Origin of the sequence: Microvirga pudoricolor (assembly GCF_016892705.1) — a bacterium.
Classification (GTDB): Bacteria; Pseudomonadota; Alphaproteobacteria; order Rhizobiales; family Beijerinckiaceae; genus Microvirga; species Microvirga pudoricolor.
In genome coordinates, this window is the sequence record NZ_JAFEMB010000001.1 from 634888 (window position 1) to 652693 (window position 17806).

The 17806-nt window shown below is 66.0% G+C and carries 16 protein-coding genes and 1 tRNA gene; 4 read left to right on the forward strand and 13 right to left on the reverse strand.

The features are described from left to right. Window positions 1–406: 406 nt before the first annotated feature. From ILT42_RS03010 to ILT42_RS03040, 7 genes are all read right to left on the reverse strand, one after another. Window positions 407–1813 carry a calcium-binding protein gene (locus ILT42_RS03010; protein WP_204213833.1) on the reverse strand — a complete coding sequence of 469 codons (1407 nt, stop codon included), beginning with the start codon at window positions 1811–1813 and terminating at the stop codon, window positions 407–409. A 178-nt stretch (window positions 1814–1991) separates the two neighbouring features. After that, complete coding sequence (locus tag ILT42_RS23165; protein ID WP_204213834.1) at window positions 1992–3224, reverse strand: calcium-binding protein; 1233 nt, start codon at window positions 3222–3224, stop codon at window positions 1992–1994. Window positions 3225–3468: 244 nt separating this feature from the next. Next, a complete protein-coding gene (locus ILT42_RS03020; RefSeq protein ID WP_204213835.1) occupies window positions 3469–3723 on the reverse strand; it encodes a DUF3572 family protein in 255 nt (84 codons plus the stop codon). A gap of 259 nt (window positions 3724–3982) precedes the next feature. Next, window positions 3983–5236, reverse strand: coding sequence for a LuxR C-terminal-related transcriptional regulator (locus ILT42_RS03025; RefSeq protein ID WP_204213836.1), 1254 nt, complete (start codon window positions 5234–5236; stop codon window positions 3983–3985). Continuing rightward, the gene (locus tag ILT42_RS03030) at window positions 5149–7080 is read right to left on the reverse strand and encodes a PAS domain-containing protein (protein ID WP_204213837.1); all 1932 of its coding nucleotides are present in this window, start codon (window positions 7078–7080) and stop codon (window positions 5149–5151) included. The genes ILT42_RS03025 and ILT42_RS03030 overlap by 88 nt, the downstream gene beginning before the upstream one ends. Before the next feature lie 384 nt (window positions 7081–7464). Further along, window positions 7465–7539, reverse strand: a tRNA-Gly gene (locus ILT42_RS03035). Between the two features lie 170 nt (window positions 7540–7709). Next, entirely contained in the window at window positions 7710–8570 is an 861-nt protein-coding gene (locus ILT42_RS03040) for an SDR family oxidoreductase (protein ID WP_204215106.1), read from the reverse strand. 364 nt (window positions 8571–8934) lie between these two features. On the opposite strand from ILT42_RS03040, the gene ILT42_RS03045 reads away from it, so the two are divergent. Next, a complete protein-coding gene (locus ILT42_RS03045; protein ID WP_204213838.1) occupies window positions 8935–9207 on the forward strand; it encodes a hypothetical protein in 273 nt (90 codons plus the stop codon). A gap of 18 nt (window positions 9208–9225) precedes the next feature. Here ILT42_RS03045 and ILT42_RS03050 read toward each other — a convergent pair whose 3' ends face one another. After that, window positions 9226–10317, reverse strand: a complete 1092-nt coding sequence (locus tag ILT42_RS03050; protein WP_204213839.1) for a 2'-deoxycytidine 5'-triphosphate deaminase — start codon at window positions 10315–10317, stop codon at window positions 9226–9228. 219 nt (window positions 10318–10536) lie between these two features. On the opposite strand from ILT42_RS03050, the gene apaG reads away from it, so the two are divergent. Beyond that, a complete protein-coding gene (gene apaG, locus ILT42_RS03055) occupies window positions 10537–10929 on the forward strand; it encodes a Co2+/Mg2+ efflux protein ApaG (RefSeq protein ID WP_204213840.1) in 393 nt (130 codons plus the stop codon). Window positions 10930–11010: 81 nt separating this feature from the next. Beyond that, window positions 11011–12183: an acetylornithine deacetylase gene (argE, locus tag ILT42_RS03060; protein ID WP_204213841.1), complete on the forward strand. Its 1173-nt coding sequence runs from the start codon at window positions 11011–11013 to the stop codon at window positions 12181–12183. Here argE and ILT42_RS03065 read toward each other — a convergent pair. The 3 genes from ILT42_RS03065 to ILT42_RS03075 are packed head-to-tail and all read right to left on the reverse strand — an operon-like array spanning window position 12180 to window position 15339. Beyond that, on the reverse strand, window positions 12180–13178 hold the full coding sequence (locus tag ILT42_RS03065) for an Hsp33 family molecular chaperone (protein WP_204213842.1): 999 nt from the start codon (window positions 13176–13178) through the stop codon (window positions 12180–12182). The genes argE and ILT42_RS03065 overlap by 4 nt on opposite strands. Then, entirely contained in the window at window positions 13175–14134 is a 960-nt protein-coding gene (argF, locus tag ILT42_RS03070; protein ID WP_229428331.1) for an ornithine carbamoyltransferase, read from the reverse strand. The genes ILT42_RS03065 and argF overlap by 4 nt, the downstream gene beginning before the upstream one ends. Then, complete coding sequence (locus ILT42_RS03075; protein ID WP_324617693.1) at window positions 14131–15339, reverse strand: aspartate aminotransferase family protein; 1209 nt, start codon at window positions 15337–15339, stop codon at window positions 14131–14133. Before ILT42_RS03075 ends, argF begins: the two co-directional genes overlap by 4 nt. A gap of 374 nt (window positions 15340–15713) precedes the next feature. On the opposite strand from ILT42_RS03075, the gene ILT42_RS03080 reads away from it, so the two are divergent. Beyond that, complete coding sequence (locus ILT42_RS03080; protein ID WP_204213844.1) at window positions 15714–16268, forward strand: GcrA family cell cycle regulator; 555 nt, start codon at window positions 15714–15716, stop codon at window positions 16266–16268. A gap of 110 nt (window positions 16269–16378) precedes the next feature. Here ILT42_RS03080 and phoB read toward each other — a convergent pair whose 3' ends face one another. Together phoB and phoU are read right to left on the reverse strand one after the other, a co-directional pair. Next, entirely contained in the window at window positions 16379–17080 is a 702-nt protein-coding gene (gene phoB, locus ILT42_RS03085) for a phosphate regulon transcriptional regulator PhoB (RefSeq protein WP_204213845.1), read from the reverse strand. Window positions 17081–17082: 2 nt separating this feature from the next. Next, window positions 17083–17796 (reverse strand): phosphate signaling complex protein PhoU, encoded by a 714-nt coding sequence (gene phoU / locus ILT42_RS03090; protein WP_204213846.1) that lies wholly within the window; start codon window positions 17794–17796, stop codon window positions 17083–17085. Between the last annotated feature and the right edge of the window lie 10 nt (window positions 17797–17806).

The window sequence follows — 17806 nt, forward strand, 5'->3', positions numbered from 1 at the left end:
GAACGGCTGTTTCGCATCGCCATGTGTCTTTTGGGAAGAGCGCAGGAGAGAGGCCGATTTTGCCAAAGATGCCCTTGCGGCGTTGCAAGATCGCCAGAGGCTTGGGCGAGGCCGTCCGACCACGGCCTTAGCGTCTCTTGCGACATTGCCTGACACAGCCGTCGAGCGAAGGACCGGGCGGCCGGGCATCAGGCCCGTGCCCTCCCCGCGCCGTGTCGGGCTTGGCCTCCGCCGCGTCTCGCGCGGTCAGTGAGGCCGCCGAGCGCTCGCGCCCGGTCCGGCCTGGAGCGGGAGCCTGAAAGAGGCCGCTCCGTCACCCTGAGAACGAGGCTGACGTCCATGGCGAGCGCCGGCGCTCGTCCGGGAGCGGTCCGCGCGACGGGCCCGATACCGCCCCGCGCCGAACTCAGACCACGAAGAAGTCCTTGTAGGTCATCTTGAGCTTCTTGCTCATGAGGGCGATCTGGATCGGCGCCTGCGGCCCGGTGCCGTCCGCGTCATACCAGAGAATGCCGCGCTTGTTGTCGTAGATGACGCGGTCGGTCGCATCGTGCGCGCCCGTCTTTCCGATCCAGAACGCGTCCTTGGACAGGAGCGCGGGCTTCTTCTCGCTGCCCTTGCGGCCGAGGCCCTTGAAGATCTTGTTCTCCAGGTGGATCGAATCGGCCCTGACGTTGAAGTCGGTGATGAAATCGACCTCCTGGTTGTTCTTCTTGGCCACTCGCGTGCTGAACACGAACACGTCCCGGCCGCCCCCGCCGGTGAGCTCGTCCTGTCCAAGGCCGCCATGGAGGGTGTTGCGGCCATCGTTGCCGGTGATCACGTTGCGGCCGGCATTGCCTTTCAGCACCAGAGGCGCCACGTCCCTTGCGGCGGTCAGGTTCTCGAGCCCGTCCGCGAGGGTATAGTCGATGGACGCGATCACCGTGTCGCTGCCGCCCGTGTCGACGATCCCGTCGAACGGGCTGCGGACATGATAGGTGTCGTTCCCGAGGCCGCCGAGGAGGCGGTCGCCCCCGCCCCCACCGTCGAGGGTGTCGGCCCCGATGGAGCCGGTGAGCACGTTGGCGCCCGCATCGCCCGTGAGCGCCAGCCCGGTGCTCCCGGAGGCGGTCAGGTTCTCGATGCCGGAGACGCCGGAGAGGGAGAACGACACCGAGGTCAGGATGGTGTCGACGCCGCCCTCGTCGCGGATGACGTCGCCGGCTTGATCGACCCAGTACTCGTCGTCGCCCAGGCCGCCCGCCATCGTGTCGGCACCCTCGCCGCCGATCAGCGTATCGTTCCCGGCCCCGCCGATCAGGCTGTCGTTGCCGCCCGCGCCGTCGAGCTTGTCGGGCCCCACGCTCCCCAGGATGGTGTTGCCGTAGCTGTTGCCCTCGAGGCTGTAGCCCGTGGTCAGGTCGCCGGCGGCCTCGATGACCTCGATGGACATGAGGTCCGGGAGCCGGAAAACCGGCAGGAAGACCACCACCTTGTCGTTGCCACCGGTCGGCCCGGCGAGCTCCACGATGGTCGAGCCCGTGTGGCGGATGTAGTAGACATCGTCCCCCGGGCCTCCGACTAGCCGGTCCTCGCCCGGCCCGCCGTCCAGGGTATCGTTGCCGCTCCCGCCGCTGAGACGGTCGTCGCCTGTGCCGCCGTTCAGGACGTCGTTCCCGTCCGCGCCGAAAAGGATGTCATCGCCGCCCGCGCCGTTCAGGGTGTCGTCGCGTTCGGTCGCCGTCGGCTCGTCCGGGCCTTCGGTCCCGGGAAATTCAATCCCCTTCGCCAGCAGGGCAACTTGAATACTGGGCAGAGAGGCGCGTCGCATTAGGGAACCCTATAACATTATTGCGCAACCTCTACGGGACCCGTAGCCGGAATGCAAGAACGTTATGGAGCCCGGAATTCGCGCGTCGGCCGCGGAGGGCCTCGGGGCGGCCCGTGGGGGGCACGGCTGCGGATCCGACGGGCGGGCGAGGAACCTGCCAGTTCCCCGCCCTCGTCCCTCAGACGACGAAGAAGTCCTTGTAGGTCAGCTTCAGGTTCTTCGAGAGCTGGGCGATCTGGACCTGCTCGGCCGCGCCCGTCCCGTCGGCGTCGTAGTAGAGCGCGCCGGTCTTCTTGTCGTAGATGATGCGGTCGCTCGCATCATGGGCGGCCTCGCCGGTCCAGAACGCCTGCTTCTTGATCTGATGCGGGTCGTCGAGCGTGCCCTTCTTGCCCAGGGCCTTGTACACGGCGTTGTCGAGCCAGACCGCGTCGTCCTTGACGTTGAAGTCGCGGATGCGGTCGATGTTGCCCGCGCCCGGCTTGGTGTTGAACACGAAGGCGTCGCGGCCCGAACCCCCGACGAGAACATCCCGGCCGGAGCCGCCGAACAGAATGTCGTCGCCCGGTCCACCATACAGGGTGTCGTTCCCGGCACCGCCATAGAGGCGGTCGTTTCCGTCTCCACCGTAGAGCCGGTCATGGCCGCCTTGGCCGTAGAGCCAGTCGTCGCCTCCGGCACCCCCCAGCTTGTCGTTGCCGCCACGGCCTTCGATCGTATCGTTGCCGGCCCCGAGATGGCTGTTCACACCCTGGCCCAGCATGATGCTGTCCGCCCGGTTGCTGCCAATGAGGTGTACCCCGCGCGGAGCTTCGTCGGGCTGCGGCGGGTTGCTCGGATCCGCTGGCGAGATCGGGCTGGGTGCCGCTGCGGACACCGAAACGCGCACGCCGTCATTGCCGCCGCCGCTATCCCCGAAATAGAGATACTTGCCCGCCGTGGTGACGTCATACTTGAGCAGGAACGTGATCTGCCCTCCCTCTCCAAGAGAGATCGAACCGCTCTCGGCATTGCGGGTGCCGTCCAGCACGTCGAGCGTGGAGAGACCGGGATCGTAGACATGTCCGGAGGTCGTCCCGAACAGGGTGCCGACATTCCAGATCGGGAGATCGCCGCGCATCCAAGGCTGGACGTATCCGGCCTCGAAGAACACACCGCCGCTCGTGAAATCGAAAGCGTCTTCGCCGGAAAAGCCGGCAGCGGTCGACGCGACGGTCGTCGGGGCCTTCGAGAGGCGCAGATAATCGAGGTCGAACCCGGATGCGCCACCCGTGCCGCCGGAAATCACATTGTCGTCATAGATAGTGATGGAGCGGATTTCGCTGAGCCCGCTCTGGGAGAGGTCGATCCGGTAGATCCCGGTTTCCCTGAACTGACCGATATAGGTCGGCGTGAGCTGTACTTGCGCCATTTGGCGTGGTCCCCCATTGAATCGAGCGGGTCGACCTTAGCCCCAGTCAGGCATTTGTTCGGGAGAGAATAAGGATAGGACACTATAAAAGCCATGTAAAAGAAGATTAACATAAGATAGATTTGGTCGATGCGCCAATAACTATTCGTATTACTGCCTAGGCCTTATCGCACGGCAGGCGAGACGGCTGACGTCATTGCTGGAACTTCATGTCTTCGCCCCAGGATGGGCGCATCATCGACTTTCAATGGAGGCGTGCAGGACGCCGTCTTCGGCTCTTCCGGGCGCGAGCACCGAACACTCCCGCATCCTTACAGGCCCACCGGATCTGCGGGTCGTCTATGACATATTGCAGGATGCACATGACGAGCGAGTCCGACACGTCGCCAGGACCAACGGTCTCCGAAGCGAGCCCGCTATAGGCCAGGAAGGCGCTGAAGCGGCTCTCGTCGGATTGTATGAAAGCCAGGATGGCGGTCGCCATATCGCGTGCGGACACATGACCTGCGAGGCGCCTTTTCCGGGTTCGATCGGTCATAATAGGGACGAGAGCCGCTGAGTTGCAGGGTGAAGGGTCAAGACAGCTCCAGGCAGAGGGTCCGTGTCAGTTCTTCTCCGTCAAGCTATGTCTCATGGGGTCGAGCACAATTAAGAGTGGATTCCCTACGTAGATCCCCCATGGGACAGGTGGCGATACGACCGCGGGACCGCACCACGGGCCATCCATCCGAGATAGGCATCAGACAAGCGGGAAGGCTTTAGTCCGCTCGATCAGACTGATCCTCCATCCTCGATCCAGGCTGCAATCCGGCCTTGGCCGCCACCAGCACCAGCTCGGGCAGGCTGTTCACGTTAAGCCTCTGCATCACCCGCGCCCGATAGATTTCCACGGTTCGCGGGCTCAGGTTCAGGTCCTGGGCAATCACCTTGTTGGTGCCGCCCGCCAAGAGGCCCCTGAGGACCTCCATCTCCCGCTCCGGCAGGGACTGAACCTGGATCTTGGCCATCTTCGTCTCCGGATCCTTGGCTTCAGAGGCCCTCGCCTGCCCGGCCACGCTGGCGACCGCCAGGAGGATATCCCGCGCCTTATAAGGCGCCGGCACGAAGTCCGAGGCCCCCGCCTTCATGGCTTTGACCCCCAGGAGCGTATCGCCGTCGGGTTGGCCGACGACAACCACAGGCAGGTCGGCCCGGAGCGCCTTGATTTCCCGCGGCACCATCAAGCCCCCGGAACTCGGCTGGCGGATGTCGCACACCACGCAGCCGGGCGCGATCGCGGGAGCCGCCGCCATGAAGCTGGCGCTGGATGTGAAAGCGCGCACGTCGTAGCCGGCCCGGCCCAGGATTCCAACCAAACTCACGGAGGATGTGTCGTCTCCGTCGATGACGTACACGAAGGATCCGCTGCTCTGTGTGATGTCCTGCGCGATGCCGCCCACCTGACGGATACGGCCTCGGGTGTCGGGCACTGGAAAGAACGTGTCCTTAAGCCAGCGAATCTGACTATTGAATTGAACGACGCGGTATTCCTCGGTGGAGGCATCCCCGAGACTGGCTTTGTCCAAGGCGCCTTGGACGCGTCCGCGGTCCTCCGGATGCACGGCCGCAAGCCATTCGGCCAGATTCGCCGGAGGTGGAAGCTCGGATGGCCATGTTTGGCGCGAACGAGAGCCGAGCCGGGTCAGCTCCTTTGTGTCCAAATCGAGGGTCCACAGGATATGTGTGGAGTGGGTGGCAAATTGCCGGAGCCGCTCCTCGCTCTCGCGCAGGGCTTGCTCGGTGCGCGCCCGCTCGACGGACGACCGGATTTTTTCGGCAACCGCGCTCAACAGGTGCTTGTCGTCCTCCGACCATTGGCGGGGCTCCCGCATCGTAACGGTCAGACCCCAGAAGATCGCATCGTCTCCCTTTTTGAGGACGACCGTCAAAAACGCACCCATTTCCATGGCGGCGAATGCAGCCTTGTCTTGTGCCGAGAGACTGGGCTCTCCCTGGACATCGCCGAAAGCCATCGAGTCTCCAACGCGCCGCACCAATTCCGGCCAGTTGGAGAATTTATAGTCACCCACAATGGGAGGAAGGCCGCTCGCGCGATCCTCCACCAGAACGGTCGCCCGGTCCTCCGAGGGAGCCAGCTCGCAGAAGTAACAGCGATGCACGCCATATGCTCGGCCAGCATTCGCACCGCGACCTCGCCAACCTCGCGCGAGCCGTCCTGCGCCCTCATCGCGTCGCTGAGATCGAGAAGGAAACTCTGACGCTCTTCGCTCTCGTGCAGGCGTCGTTGCACCTCCTTCTGCGCCGTGACGTCCACATGGGCGCCCACGAGGCGCAGAGGCTGGCCGTCGCTGCCGCGCTCGATGTCGGCGCGAGCCTGAATCCAGCGAACATGGCCATCGCTCAGCCGAATGATCCGGTATTCCGACTCGTAGGTTGAGCCTGTCCCCTTCAGCGCGGTGAACAACGCTTCCTCGGCCCGCGCACGGTCCTCGGGGTGGACCCTTCTGAGCCAATCCTGGTGCGTCTCGTTCACCGCATCGTCCGGCAGACCGTGCAGACGCAGGTACTCCGGCGAGCGAAAGCTTGTGATATCGCCCGCAATACGAATGTCGATGCCGCCGATCCGCTGAACACGCGCCAGATCCGTTTCGCGCTCCCGCAATGCCGCTTCCGCTTGCTTGCGGGCGTCGATGTCGATGTTCATCCCGGCCCATTTCTCGACACGTCCACGCGCGTCGAGTACGGGAGCGGCGCGGACGTTGGTCCAGCGCCAGCCGCCGCCGGGGGATCTAAGGCGGAACTCGGCATCGACCTTTCCGCGGGCTGCGACAGCCTCCCGCCACTGGTGCTCGGCATAGGCCCGATCGTCCGGATGAATAGCATTCAGCCAGCCGTAGCCGAGCCACTCTTCCAGAGTTTGGCCCGTATAGGCGCGCCAACTCGGGCTGTCGGCGATGACGACGCCTGAGCCATCGGTTTCCCACACGGCCTGGGCCCAGCTGTCGATCAGCAGCCGTTGCCGCGCCTCGCTCTCGCGAAGCGCCGCCTCGGTGCGCCGGCGCTCGGTGATGTCCCTGAACAGCACCGCGACTCGCCGCTGCTCAGGCGCATCGACGCGAAAGGCATAGACATCGTAGAATACGCCGAACGCTTCGGCCCAGTGTTCGAAGCGCTCAGGCTGGCCGGTCAGCGCGACGCGGCCATAGGTGTCGAACCAGACCTGCTCATGGTCCGGCGCAATCTCGCTGATGCGCTGGCCCGGAGCGATGGTGAAACCAGCCTGCTTCTCAAAGATTGGGTTCATCTCGACGAAGCGATAGTCGAACGGACGGCCCCGGTCGTCGAAGAGCATCTCGATGATGCAGAAACCCTCGTCGATCGACTTGGAAAGGGCGTTAAAGTTTCCCTCCAACGCTCGCTCGGCCAGGATACGCTCGGTGGTCTCGGTGGCGACGCCGTAAATGCCGCCAACGCTTCCGCTTTCGGTTCGAAGCGGCGTCCACGAGAAAGTGAACCAGCTCGCGGGACGACCGGGACGGTCGGTGAGCGTCACAGGTTGATCGACGAAAATGCGGGACTCGCCCGCCATCACGGCGGCAGCTATCGGTTGGAAGTCGCCCCAGATTTCCGGCCGGACATCACGATAGGGCAGGCCCAGGCAGGCCGGGTGTTTGCTGCCAAGGATCGGGATGTAACCGTCGTTGTAGAGCGAGACCAGGTCCGGACCCCAGCCGATATGGACGGGCTGTACGCTCGCCAGCATGATGTCGACGGCCGTCCTGAGGCTTTGAGGCCAAGCCTGAATGGGGCCGAGCGGTGTCAGGGACCAGTCGAGCGCGCGGAAGCGGTCGACCATTTGACCCTGCCCTAGGGGCCATCGTGCCCGTGTCTTCCCCATCGTCAGACCTCTGCCCCCACCATACAACAATGTGGCAGGACTGCTGCGACGCTTGGTAGGATGCCAGAACTTAGGATAACTACGTATCGGGATACGCCGCGGTGTCCTGACACCGATGATACATGAGCCGATGCTAACGGCACCCCCGCCAAAGTCCGGCAGCCGGCATCCTAGTGACTGAATGGGGTAAGCGCGGCGCGACCATGCCTGAACCGCGGAGTGCAGCCTCTTTCGACCCACCCATCCGTCCGGAGAAAGCATGCCTGAACAGGCTGGATGGGGCACAAGGGAGGGAAAACCGAAGGAAGGATGGCGATAAGCTTCGTCCGACAGTCGTTTGGTTGGAGCGGGCGATGGGAATCGAACCCACGACATTCAGCTTGGGAAGCTGACGTTCTACCTCTGAACTACACCCGCGTCGGCCCTGTTGTACAACGGCCGAGGGGGCGGTCGTCAAGTGCGCAGACGCCTCCCCTCGCAAGGGCGCGCGGCCGTCCGCCCTCGCCCTGCCCTGCGATCTACGAGAGTACATCGCCAGGAGACCGGGCTGGGCTTCCAGCGCAGCCTCCCCCGAAGCACGCCCTTGCTCAGGGCTGCCCACCTCCGCCAGCCGCACCATAGACCTGCCCGGTGGCGTAGCTCGCGTCCTCGGCGGCCAGCTGCACGTAGATCGACGCCAGTTCCACGGGCTGCCCGGGGCGGCCCATGGGGGTGTCGCCGCCGAATTGCTGGAGTTTCTCCTGGGTGGCGCCTCCGCTGACCTGGAGGGGGGTCCAGATCGGACCCGGCGCGACCCCGTTGACCCGGATGCCCTTCGGGCCGAGCTGTTTGGCCAGGGATTTGGTGAAGTTCATCATCGCAGCCTTGGTCATGGCGTAATCGACCAAGTTCTCGGAGGGATCGTAGGCCTGCTCCGAGGTGGTCTGGATGATGGACGAACCCGGCTCCAGATGCGGCAAGGCCGCCTTGGTGAGCCAGAACATCGCGTAGATGTTCGTCTTGATCGTCGCGTCGAAATCCTCCGACGAGATGTCGAGAAGAGAGGGCCGTTGCTGCTGGCGGCTGGCGTTGTTCACGAGGATGTCGAGGCCGCCGAGCTGCCGCACCGCCTCGGCCACGATCCGCTCGCATAGGGCCTTGTCCCGGATGTCTCCCGGCAGGGCGACGGCGTTTCGGCCCTCCCGGCGGATCAGCTCGATCACCTCCTGGGCGTCGGGCTCCTCGGTCGGGTAATAGCTGATGGCGACGTCGGCCCCCTCGCGGGCATAGGCGATGGCCGCCGCGCGGCCCATCCCGGAATCCCCGCCGGTGATCAGGGCCTTTCGCCCGGCCAGGCGTCCGGACCCCTTGTAGCTCGTCTCGCCGTGATCGGGGCGCGGGTCCATCTGTCCGGCGAGACCCGGCCAGGGCTGCGTCTGGGACCGGAACGGGGGCTTGGGGTGTTTCATGGTGGGGTCTGACTTCGCCACAGCTTTTGCTCCTCCTGTCGGGGTGCCGGGGGTTTGGGCCCCGGTCGGGCCCGCCGCCATCGCGGCCAACCCCAGCGTCGCACCGCCGACGAGGCCGCGCCTCGAGATCGATCCGTTATCCTTCTCGTCCATGGCCGCCCTGCTCCTGTCACCGGTCGAGCCGTGATAACTCGCCCGGCCCTCCCTGGTTCATGCGGCAACAGGCGAATTCCGCCGATCGGGGCGCGACCCGTCAGGCGACCGCCTTTTGCGCATCCGCCTCGTCTTCTAAGCTGTCCCTTCACGCGCGGGGGCCGGGACCCATCCGGTTCTCCAGGGAGAACCTGCGAACGGGAGGACGGCCATGGTTCTGGGAATCGATCCGCTGATCGCGTTGGGGGTGCTGCTGGCCACGGCCACCACCGATGCGGCCTATGTGTTCTTCAATGCGGCCGTCCAGGCGCGCCGGCGGATTCAGGCCGCCAATTGGAGCGCGGTCTGGTACCTGCTCTCGGCTTATGCGGTCATCAGCTACACCGAGCACGCGATCTACGTGGTGTTCGCGGCCATCGGCTCGTGGCTCGGAGCGTTCGTGTCCGTGTCATGGCTCGTGCGGCCCCTCAAGGCGCACGGCTGAGCCTCTGGGGGGGCACCCTCAGCGGAAGTGCTTGGACAGCTTCAGTCCTTGAGCCTGATAATTGGAACCGGCCCCCGCCCCGTAGAGCACCTGCGGCCGCTCGGCCATGCGCTCGTAGACCAGGCGGCCGACGATCTGGCCGTCCTCCAGGATGAAGGGCACGTCCCGGGACCGGACCTCGAGCACGGCCCTGGCCCCCTCGCCGCCCGATCCGGCATGGCCGAAGCCGGGGTCGAAGAAGCCTGCGTAATGGACCCGAAACTCGCCCACCAGGGGATCGAACGGCACCATCTCGGCCGCATAATCCGGCGGCACGTGCACGGCCTCCTTGGAGGCCAGAATGTAGAATTGCCCCGGATCGAGGATGAGCGTCCGGCTGGCATCCGCGTAGAGCGGCTCCCAGAAGTCGGCGACCTTGCAGGAGCCGGGCTTGTCCACGTCCACGAGACCCGTATGACGCTTGGCCCGGTAGCCGATGAGGTGGTCGGACCCAAAACCCGACAGGTCCACGCTGACGGCCACGCCGTCCTGAATCGAGGGCTCGGCGGAGGTCACGACCCGCTCCTGCTTGTGCAACGTCAGGAGTTCGGCGTCGCTCAGGCGCACCGCGCCCTTTCGCAGGCGCAGTTGCGACAGGCGGGTGCCCGTGCGCACGAGGACCGGGAAGGTCCGCGGCGAAATCTCGGCATAGAGCGGCCCCTGGTAGCCTGCCCCGATCGTATCGAATTCCTGCGACCGGTCGGTGATGACCCGGGTGAAGACGTCGATGCGTCCCGTGGAACTCTTGGGGTTGGCGGCGGCCGAGAGGCCGGGCGGCAGGGCCAGGCTCTCCTGGAGCTCCGCGATATAGACGCTCCCCGTCTCCAGGATGGCGCCGGCGGTCAGGTCGATCTCATGGAAGCTGAGATGCGCCAAACGATCTCGCACCGTGTTGCTGGGGCCCGGCAGGAAACTCGCCCGCACCCGGTAGGCGCGTCTGCCGAGCCGGAGGTCCAGGCTGGCGGGCTGGATCTGGTCCGACGCGTAAGGCGTCTCGGGCTGAATGATGCCCGCCTCCGTCAGACGCGCGATGGCATCAGCCGATTGGATCCCGTCCCGCAACGCAACCATCATAGCTTCCAAGGGTACTCGAACAAGGGTACTCGAACCTTCTCCCTAGCGTATGGGGCGGGCCAGGGCCAAGCCGAGGCGGACGACTTTCGCCGCGTTCTCCCCGCTCTCCCCAGGCTGGCGTCCCTTCTGCCGGCTCACGCCGCGGCAGCGGATCGGTCGCCGCGGATTGACGGCGCAAGGGCCGCGGGCTTAACCAAGGCCTCAGGAGGGCGTACGATGTACAAGGCTGTCACCCGCAGCATCAGCGTCACGGTCGTGCCCCGGTTCATGCCCGAGGAATCCTCGCCCGGGGATGCGCGCTACTTCTTCGCCTACACGGTCGAGATCATCAATCTCGGCCTCACGCGCGTGCAGCTGAAGTCCCGCTACTGGCGTATCGTGGACGAGCGCGGCCACCTCCAGGAAGTGCGTGGGGCGGGCGTCGTCGGAAAGCAGCCGGTTCTCGGGCCCGGCGAGAGCTTCAGCTATACCAGCGGCTGTCCGCTTTCCACTCCGAGCGGCACCATGCAGGGCACCTATCTCATGGTCACGCCGGACGGCGAAGCCTTCGACGTGGAAATCCCGGCCTTTTCGCTCGACAGCCCCCTGGCCAGGCGGGTGGTGCATTGACGATCACGGAGTTCCACCGTTTGCCAAGACCGGTTGGAACGCTTAGTCCTGTCGCGTCCATCCCTGCCTCCCGAGGTCCGAATGCCTTCCAACGGCCAGCGGCTGACGCCGCTCGAAATGCTGGCGAAACTCGTTTCCTTCGACACTGAAAGCTCCAAGTCCAACCTGGCCCTGATCGCCTTCGTGGAGGGCTATCTCCAGAGCTGGAACATCCCGTTCGTCCGGGTGCCCAACACCGAGGGCGACAAGGCGACGCTCTATGCCACCATTGGGCCTCAGGACAGAGGCGGCGTGGTCCTTTCCGGTCATACGGATGTGGTGCCGGTCGCGGGTCAGGCCTGGACGTCGGACCCGTTCACCCTGCGCGTCGAGAATGGGCGGGCCTACGGCCGAGGCGCCGTGGACATGAAGGCGTTCGATGCCCTGGCGCTTGCCCTCGTGCCGGAATTCCTGGCCGCGAACCTGAAGACACCGATCCACATCATGCTCTCCTATGACGAGGAGACCACCTGTCTCGGTGTGGTCGACGCGATCCGGCGCCTGGGCGCGGACCTGCCCCGTCCCAAGGCCGTCATCGTGGGGGAGCCGACGATGCTGGAGGTGGTGGACGCCCACAAGAGCATCTCGACCTTCACCACCACCGTGCACGGGTTCGAAGCCCATTCCTCGAAGCCCTATCTCGGCGCGAGCGCCGTCATGACGGCGGCCGAGCTCGTGTGCGAGCTCAACCGGATCGGCGACGAGATGATGGAGCGCGGGGATCCGACCGGGCGGTTCGACCCTCCCTACACCACCGTCCATGTGGGCGTGATCGCGGGCGGCAACGCGCGGAACATCCTGGCGAAAGCCTGCGAATTCCGATGGGAGTTCCGGGGCGTTCCAGGACAGGACATCGAGGAGATCCCGCTGCGCCTCGAACGGTTCGCCCGGGATGTGGCTCTCAAGCGCTTGAATCGGTTCGGCGAGTTCGGACGGATCGAGACCCAGCTCGAGGTGAACGTTCCGGGGCTGGCGCCGGACCCCGGCTCTGACGCGGAGGTTCTGGCCTTGGGCCTCGTAGGCCGCAACCACACACAGACGGTGCCATTCGCGACCGAGGGGGGCCACTTCCAGGCGGCCGGGATCCCCACGGTGGTGTGCGGTCCGGGCTCCATCGACCAGGCCCACCAGCCGGACGAATATATCGCCCTCGAGCAACTCGAGGCGGGAGCCGCCTTCATGCGCCGCCTCGCCGCCCGGTGCGCGGAGGCCTAGGCCTGCTCGGAACCCGCCTTGGCGATCTCGGCCTCCACATCGGCGGGGTCGAGGTCGTAGAAACGTGAGCAGAACTCACACGTGATGCCGATCCGGCCGTTGTCGCCGACCATGTCCCGCCGATCCTCCGGCGAGAAGCGGCGCATCATGGCCATGACGCGGGTCTGGGAGCAGCGGCATTCCTCATGCACGGCCTGCGGCTCGAAGACCCTGACCCCGCGCTCGTGGAACAGGCGATAGAGGAGCCGCTCGCTGGAGACGGCAGGGTCGATGAGCTCGTGGTCCTCCACGGTTTCCACGAGCGCCTTGGCCTCGGTCCAGGCGTCGTCCTCGCCCGGAGTCGCGAGATCGTTGGAGGGGTGACCTTCCGGAATGTCGCCCGGATCGAGATCGGCCTGGCGCATCCGCTCCGGGGAGCTCGGCAGGAACTGGATCATCAGGCCGCCGGCCCGATAGGTGCGGCCGCCGTCCTCGAATTGCTCCGCCACCGCGAGGCGGACCCGGGTGGGGATCTGCTCGGATTGGCGGAAATACTGGTGGGCGGCCTCCTCGAAGCTCTGGCCCTCGAGGGCGACGACGCCCTGGTAGCGGCTGCGGTCGGAGCCCTGGTCGATCGTCATCGCGAGGTAGCCCGACCCGAGCAATTCCTCCGCCTTGTGGGACCCGCCGCCGAGGGCTTCGAGCCTGTCCTTGTCGAAACGGGCGGTGGCGCGCAGGCGATCGGGCGCGTCGTAGTCCACGACGATCATGTCGATGGCGCCGTCGGTCTTGGTCTGGAGCTGGAACCGGCCCTCGAACTTGAGGGAGGAGCCGAGCAGCACGGTCAGGGCTGCGGCCTCTCCGACCACGCGGGACACGATGTCGGGATAGCCGTGCCGCGCCAGGATCGTGTCGATGGAAGGGCCGAGGCGGACGATGCGTCCTCGGATGTCCAGGGGCTCGACGGAAAACGGCAGGACGACGTCGTCGGATCCCTCGAAGGAAGGGGAACTCATGCGCCCTCCGCTCTCAGGCACCAGGCCAGGATGCCCTTCTGGGCATGCAGGCGGTTCTCGGCCTCGTCGAACACCACCGATTGCGGCCCGTCCATAATCTCGTCCGTGACCTCCTCGCCCCGGTGGGCCGGCAGGCAATGCATGAAGAGCGCATCCTTTTCGGCCACATCCATCAGCTTCCGGTTGACCTGGTAGGGCGTCAGGAGGTTGTGGCGGCGGTATTCGTCCTCGTCGCCCATGGAGACCCAGCAATCGGTCACGATGGCGGCCGCCCCTTCGGCGGCCTCAAAGGCATCGGTCGTCACGGTGATGTCCGCTCCCTCGCTCTCGGCCCATTTCAAAAGCTCGGGGCGGGGAGCAAGTTCCGGCGGCGATGCGATGTTGAGCTTGAAATCCAGCCGCGCGGCGGCGTGAACCCAGGACGCCAGGACGTTGTTGGCGTCTCCGGTCCAGGTGATCGTCCGGCCCTTGATGGGACCGCGATGCTCCTCGAAGGTCATGACGTCGGCCATGATCTGGCAGGGATGGGTCGTCTTGGTCAGGCCGTTGATCACCGGAACCGAGGCGTTCTCCGCCATTTCGGCTACCATGGCCGGGTCCAGGGTGCGGATCATGATGGCGTCCACGTAGCGGGACAGGACCCGGGCCGTGTCCGCGATGGTCTCGCCGCGCCCGAGCTGCATCTCCTTGCCGGTCAGCATGAGGGTCTCGCCGCCGAGCTCGCGCATGCCCACGTCGAAGGACACACGGGTGCGCGTGGAGGGCTTGTCGAACACCATGGCCAGGACCTTGCCCTCCAGGGGCCGGTCCTTCGCCCGCTCGCCCTTGCGGCGGCGCGCCTTGATGGCGGAGCCGAGCGCGAGCACGTGGCGGATCTCCGCGCCCGAGATATCGGACAGGTCCAGGAAGTGGCGGACTTCGGGCATGGGGGCCTGTGACATGAGGGCCTGGCTCATTCGGCGGCTCCCCGGTGAGCGACTCCGTTCAGATCGGCTTCCATCGCCGTGCAGGCGGCGTCGAGACGGTTGAAGGCCTCCGTGATGTCCTCGTCGGACACGATCAGCGGCGGCAGGAGGCGGGTGACGTTGTCGCCGGCTCCGATCAGGATGATCTTCTGGGCGCGGGCGGCGGCGATGAAGTCGGTATTGGGAACGTGGGTCCGCAGGCCCATCATGAGACCCTGGCCCCGCACCTCGGCGATGACCGCCGGATGCCGGTCCTTCAGCTCCGCGAGGCGCTGCTTCAGCAGAAGGCCCACCTTTTCGACACGCTGCAGGAAGCCGGGCTCGAGGATGACGTCCAGGACGGCGTTGCCCACCGCCATGGCCAGGGGGTTGCCGCCGAAGGTGGTGCCGTGGGTGCCCACCGTCATGCCCCGGGCGGCCTCCGCCGTGGCCAGGCAGGCGCCCATCGGGAAGCCGCCGCCGATGCCCTTGGCGACCGCCATGATGTCCGGCGCCACGCCCGTCCATTCATAGGCGAAGAGCTTGCCGGTCCGGCCGACGCCCGTCTGGATCTCGTCGAAGATGAGCAGCAGGTCGTGCTGGTCGCACAGGGCGCGCAGCTCCCGCAGGAACGCGTTGGGAACCGGCCGGATGCCGCCCTCGCCCTGGATGGGCTCGATCATGATCGCGGCCGTCTCCGGTCCGATGGCGGCCTTGAGGGCCCCGAGGTCGTCGAAGGGGACCTGATCGAACCCCTCCACCTTGGGTCCGAAGCCCTCCAGGTACTTGGCCTGCCCGCCCGCCGCGATGGTGGCCAGGGTCCGGCCGTGGAACGCGCCCTCGAAGGTGATGACGCGGAAGCGCTCGGGATGGCCTCCGGCCGCATGGTATTTGCGGGCCATCTTGATGGCGGCCTCGTTGGCCTCCGCGCCCGAGTTCGTGAAGAACACCACGTCCGCAAACGTGTTTTCCGTCAGACGGTTAGCCAGGCGTTCGCCTTCGGGGATCTGGTACAGGTTGGAGGTATGCCAGATCTTGCCAGCCTGCTCCGTGAGCGCCTGCACGAGCCGGGGATGAGCATGACCGAGGGCGTTCACGGCGATGCCAGCGCCGAAATCCAGGTATCGCTCGCCGTCTCGGCCGAAGAGCCAGGGGCCCTCTCCCTTCTCGAAGGAAAGCTCGGCGCGCGCATAGGTCGGCAGCAGGGGCGATGTCACGGGATCATCTCCGGTCCTTGAGGACCCAAGGTCGCAGCCCCTGGGCCCTGAAAAAGAAAGCGCCGCCCAGTCGGGGCGGCACCCTGTGGATTCTAATGAGAGGAAAGACCCTGTCAATTCAAGAGAAATGAAGTGATCCATCACGGAGCCGGGACCCTCGGGACAGTTCCTTGGGGAAAACGACAGGCCCTGAACGGGGACTCTTGCGCCCGAGTCCCCCCATCTAGTAACTTCAGAGCCGTCGAGTACGGCATTCGTGCGGCGGCTTTCCCCTCAGGAGCGAGCCCTTCTGACGCGGCAGGACACATTCCACTGTCCGCGGTCATCAGGGATTCAAGGCAGGGTGCGGCCGCCCCGATGGAGGCGAACAGAAGATGATAGATGCGGGCGTAACCTGGACGGACGAGCGGGTCGAGCTTCTCAAGAAGCTCTGGGCCGACGGCTTGAGCGCGAGCCAGATCGCAGCCGAGATCGGCAACGTGACGCGCAACGCGGTGATCGGCAAGGTCCACCGCCTCGGGCTGTCCGGCCGAGCCAAGACCCCCACGACGAAACCCGCTCCGGCCGCCCAGGCGCCGGCCCGCCCCCGCAAGGCGACGCGGCCCCCGAGCGCTCCGGCCCCCATGGCACCGGCAGCCCCGAGCAACGTGGTCGTGGCCCCGATCGTCCAGCGCCAGCCGCCGGTCGAGGCGGTGGCGACGGACCTGTCGACGGAGGACGACCTCGCGATCCCGATGTCCGAGCGGGTGACCATCATGGACCTGCGGGAATCCATGTGCCGCTGGCCCATGGGCGACCCCACCAAGGCCGATTTCCGCTTCTGCGGCGCCCGCTGCACGCCGGGCATTCCCTATTGCACACACCACGCCCGCATCGCCTACCAGCCGGTCGCCGACCGCAAGCGCGACCGGAGGCTGGCGCGAGCCTGACGGCAGGGCTCCGGCCGGGGACCGGCGCAGGGGATCCCCTCGACACGCATTCAAGGGCGCTGGCCGCGAGGCTGGCGCCCTTTTTCGTCGCGTGGGCGCTCCATGGCGGCTCACGCCTTCTGGGCAAAGGTCTCGTCGAAGGAATAGCCGGCGCCCCGCACCGTGCGGATCGGATCGGGCCTGCCCGGGATATTGAGAGCCTTGCGCAAGCGGCCCACATGGACGTCCACGGTGCGCTCGTCGATATAGACGTCGTGGCCCCAGACGGCGTTGAGCAGGTGCTCGCGGCTGAACACGCGGCCTGGGCTCTGCATCAGGAATTCCAGGAGCTTGAACTCGGTCGGTCCCAGGTGCAGTTCCTGGCCCTCCCGCCGGATGCGGTGGGTTTCCCGGTCGAGTTCCATATCGCCCGCGGTCAGCAGGTTCGCGATATGGCCGGGCTTGGTCCGGCGCAGGAGCGCCCGGACCCGGGCCAGGAGCTCGGGCACCGAGAAGGGCTTGACGATGTAGTCGTCGGCTCCGGTCGAGAGGCCCCGGATGCGGTCCCCCTCCTCACCCCTGGCGGTGAGCATGATAACGGGCAGCCGCTCCGTCTCGGGCCGGACGCGGATGCGCCGGCACAATTCGATGCCGGACAGGCCCGGCAGCATCCAGTCCAGGAGCACCAGGTCGGGCACTTGTTCCCGCAGGCGGATTTCGGCCTCGTCCCCTCGCCCGACGCTGTCGACGTTGTACCCTTCGGACTCCAGGTTGTAGCGCAGGAGCAGCGTCAGCGGCTCCTCGTCTTCGACGATCAGGACGGTGGGTCCCACGCTCAAGCTCCGATATCGAGGGTCGCGTCGATGGACGTGTCGTTCTTCGGACGGTCGATCGCCAGGGTTTCGCCCGTGACAAGGTAATGAACCGTCTCGGCGATGTTGGTGGTGTGGTCGCCGATGCGCTCGATGTTCTTGGCGCAGAACAGAAGGTGCGTGCAGAACGAGATGTTGCGCGGATCTTCCATCATGTAGGTCAAAAGCTCGCGGAAGAGCGAGGTGTAGAGGGCGTCGATGGCGCCGTCCCGCTGCCACACGTCCAGGGCCTTGGCCGTATCCTGCTGCGAATAGGCGTCGAGGACGTCCTTGAGCTGGCCGAGCACGAGATCGTTCATGTGCTGGAGGCCCACGACGATCTTCTGGGGCTGGAACTGGCCCGCGATCGCCACGGTGCGCTTGGCGATGTTCTTGGCGAGGTCGCCGATGCGCTCCACGTCGCCGGAGACGCGGATGGCCGAGATCGTCTCGCGCAGGTCCACGGCCAGCGGCTGGCGGCGAGCGATGGTGAGGATGGCGCTCTCTTCCACCTCGCGCTGGAGCATGTCGAGACGCGGATCGGCCGCGATCACGGTCTGGGCCAGGGGCAGGTCGCCCCGCACCAGACCCGTCATGGCATCCACGAGCATCTTCTCGGCGATGCCGCCCATTTCGGAAATCCGGCGCCGCAGGTGCTGCAGCTCGGTGTCGTAGGAGCTGACGATATGTTCGGCCATGAGACTCTCC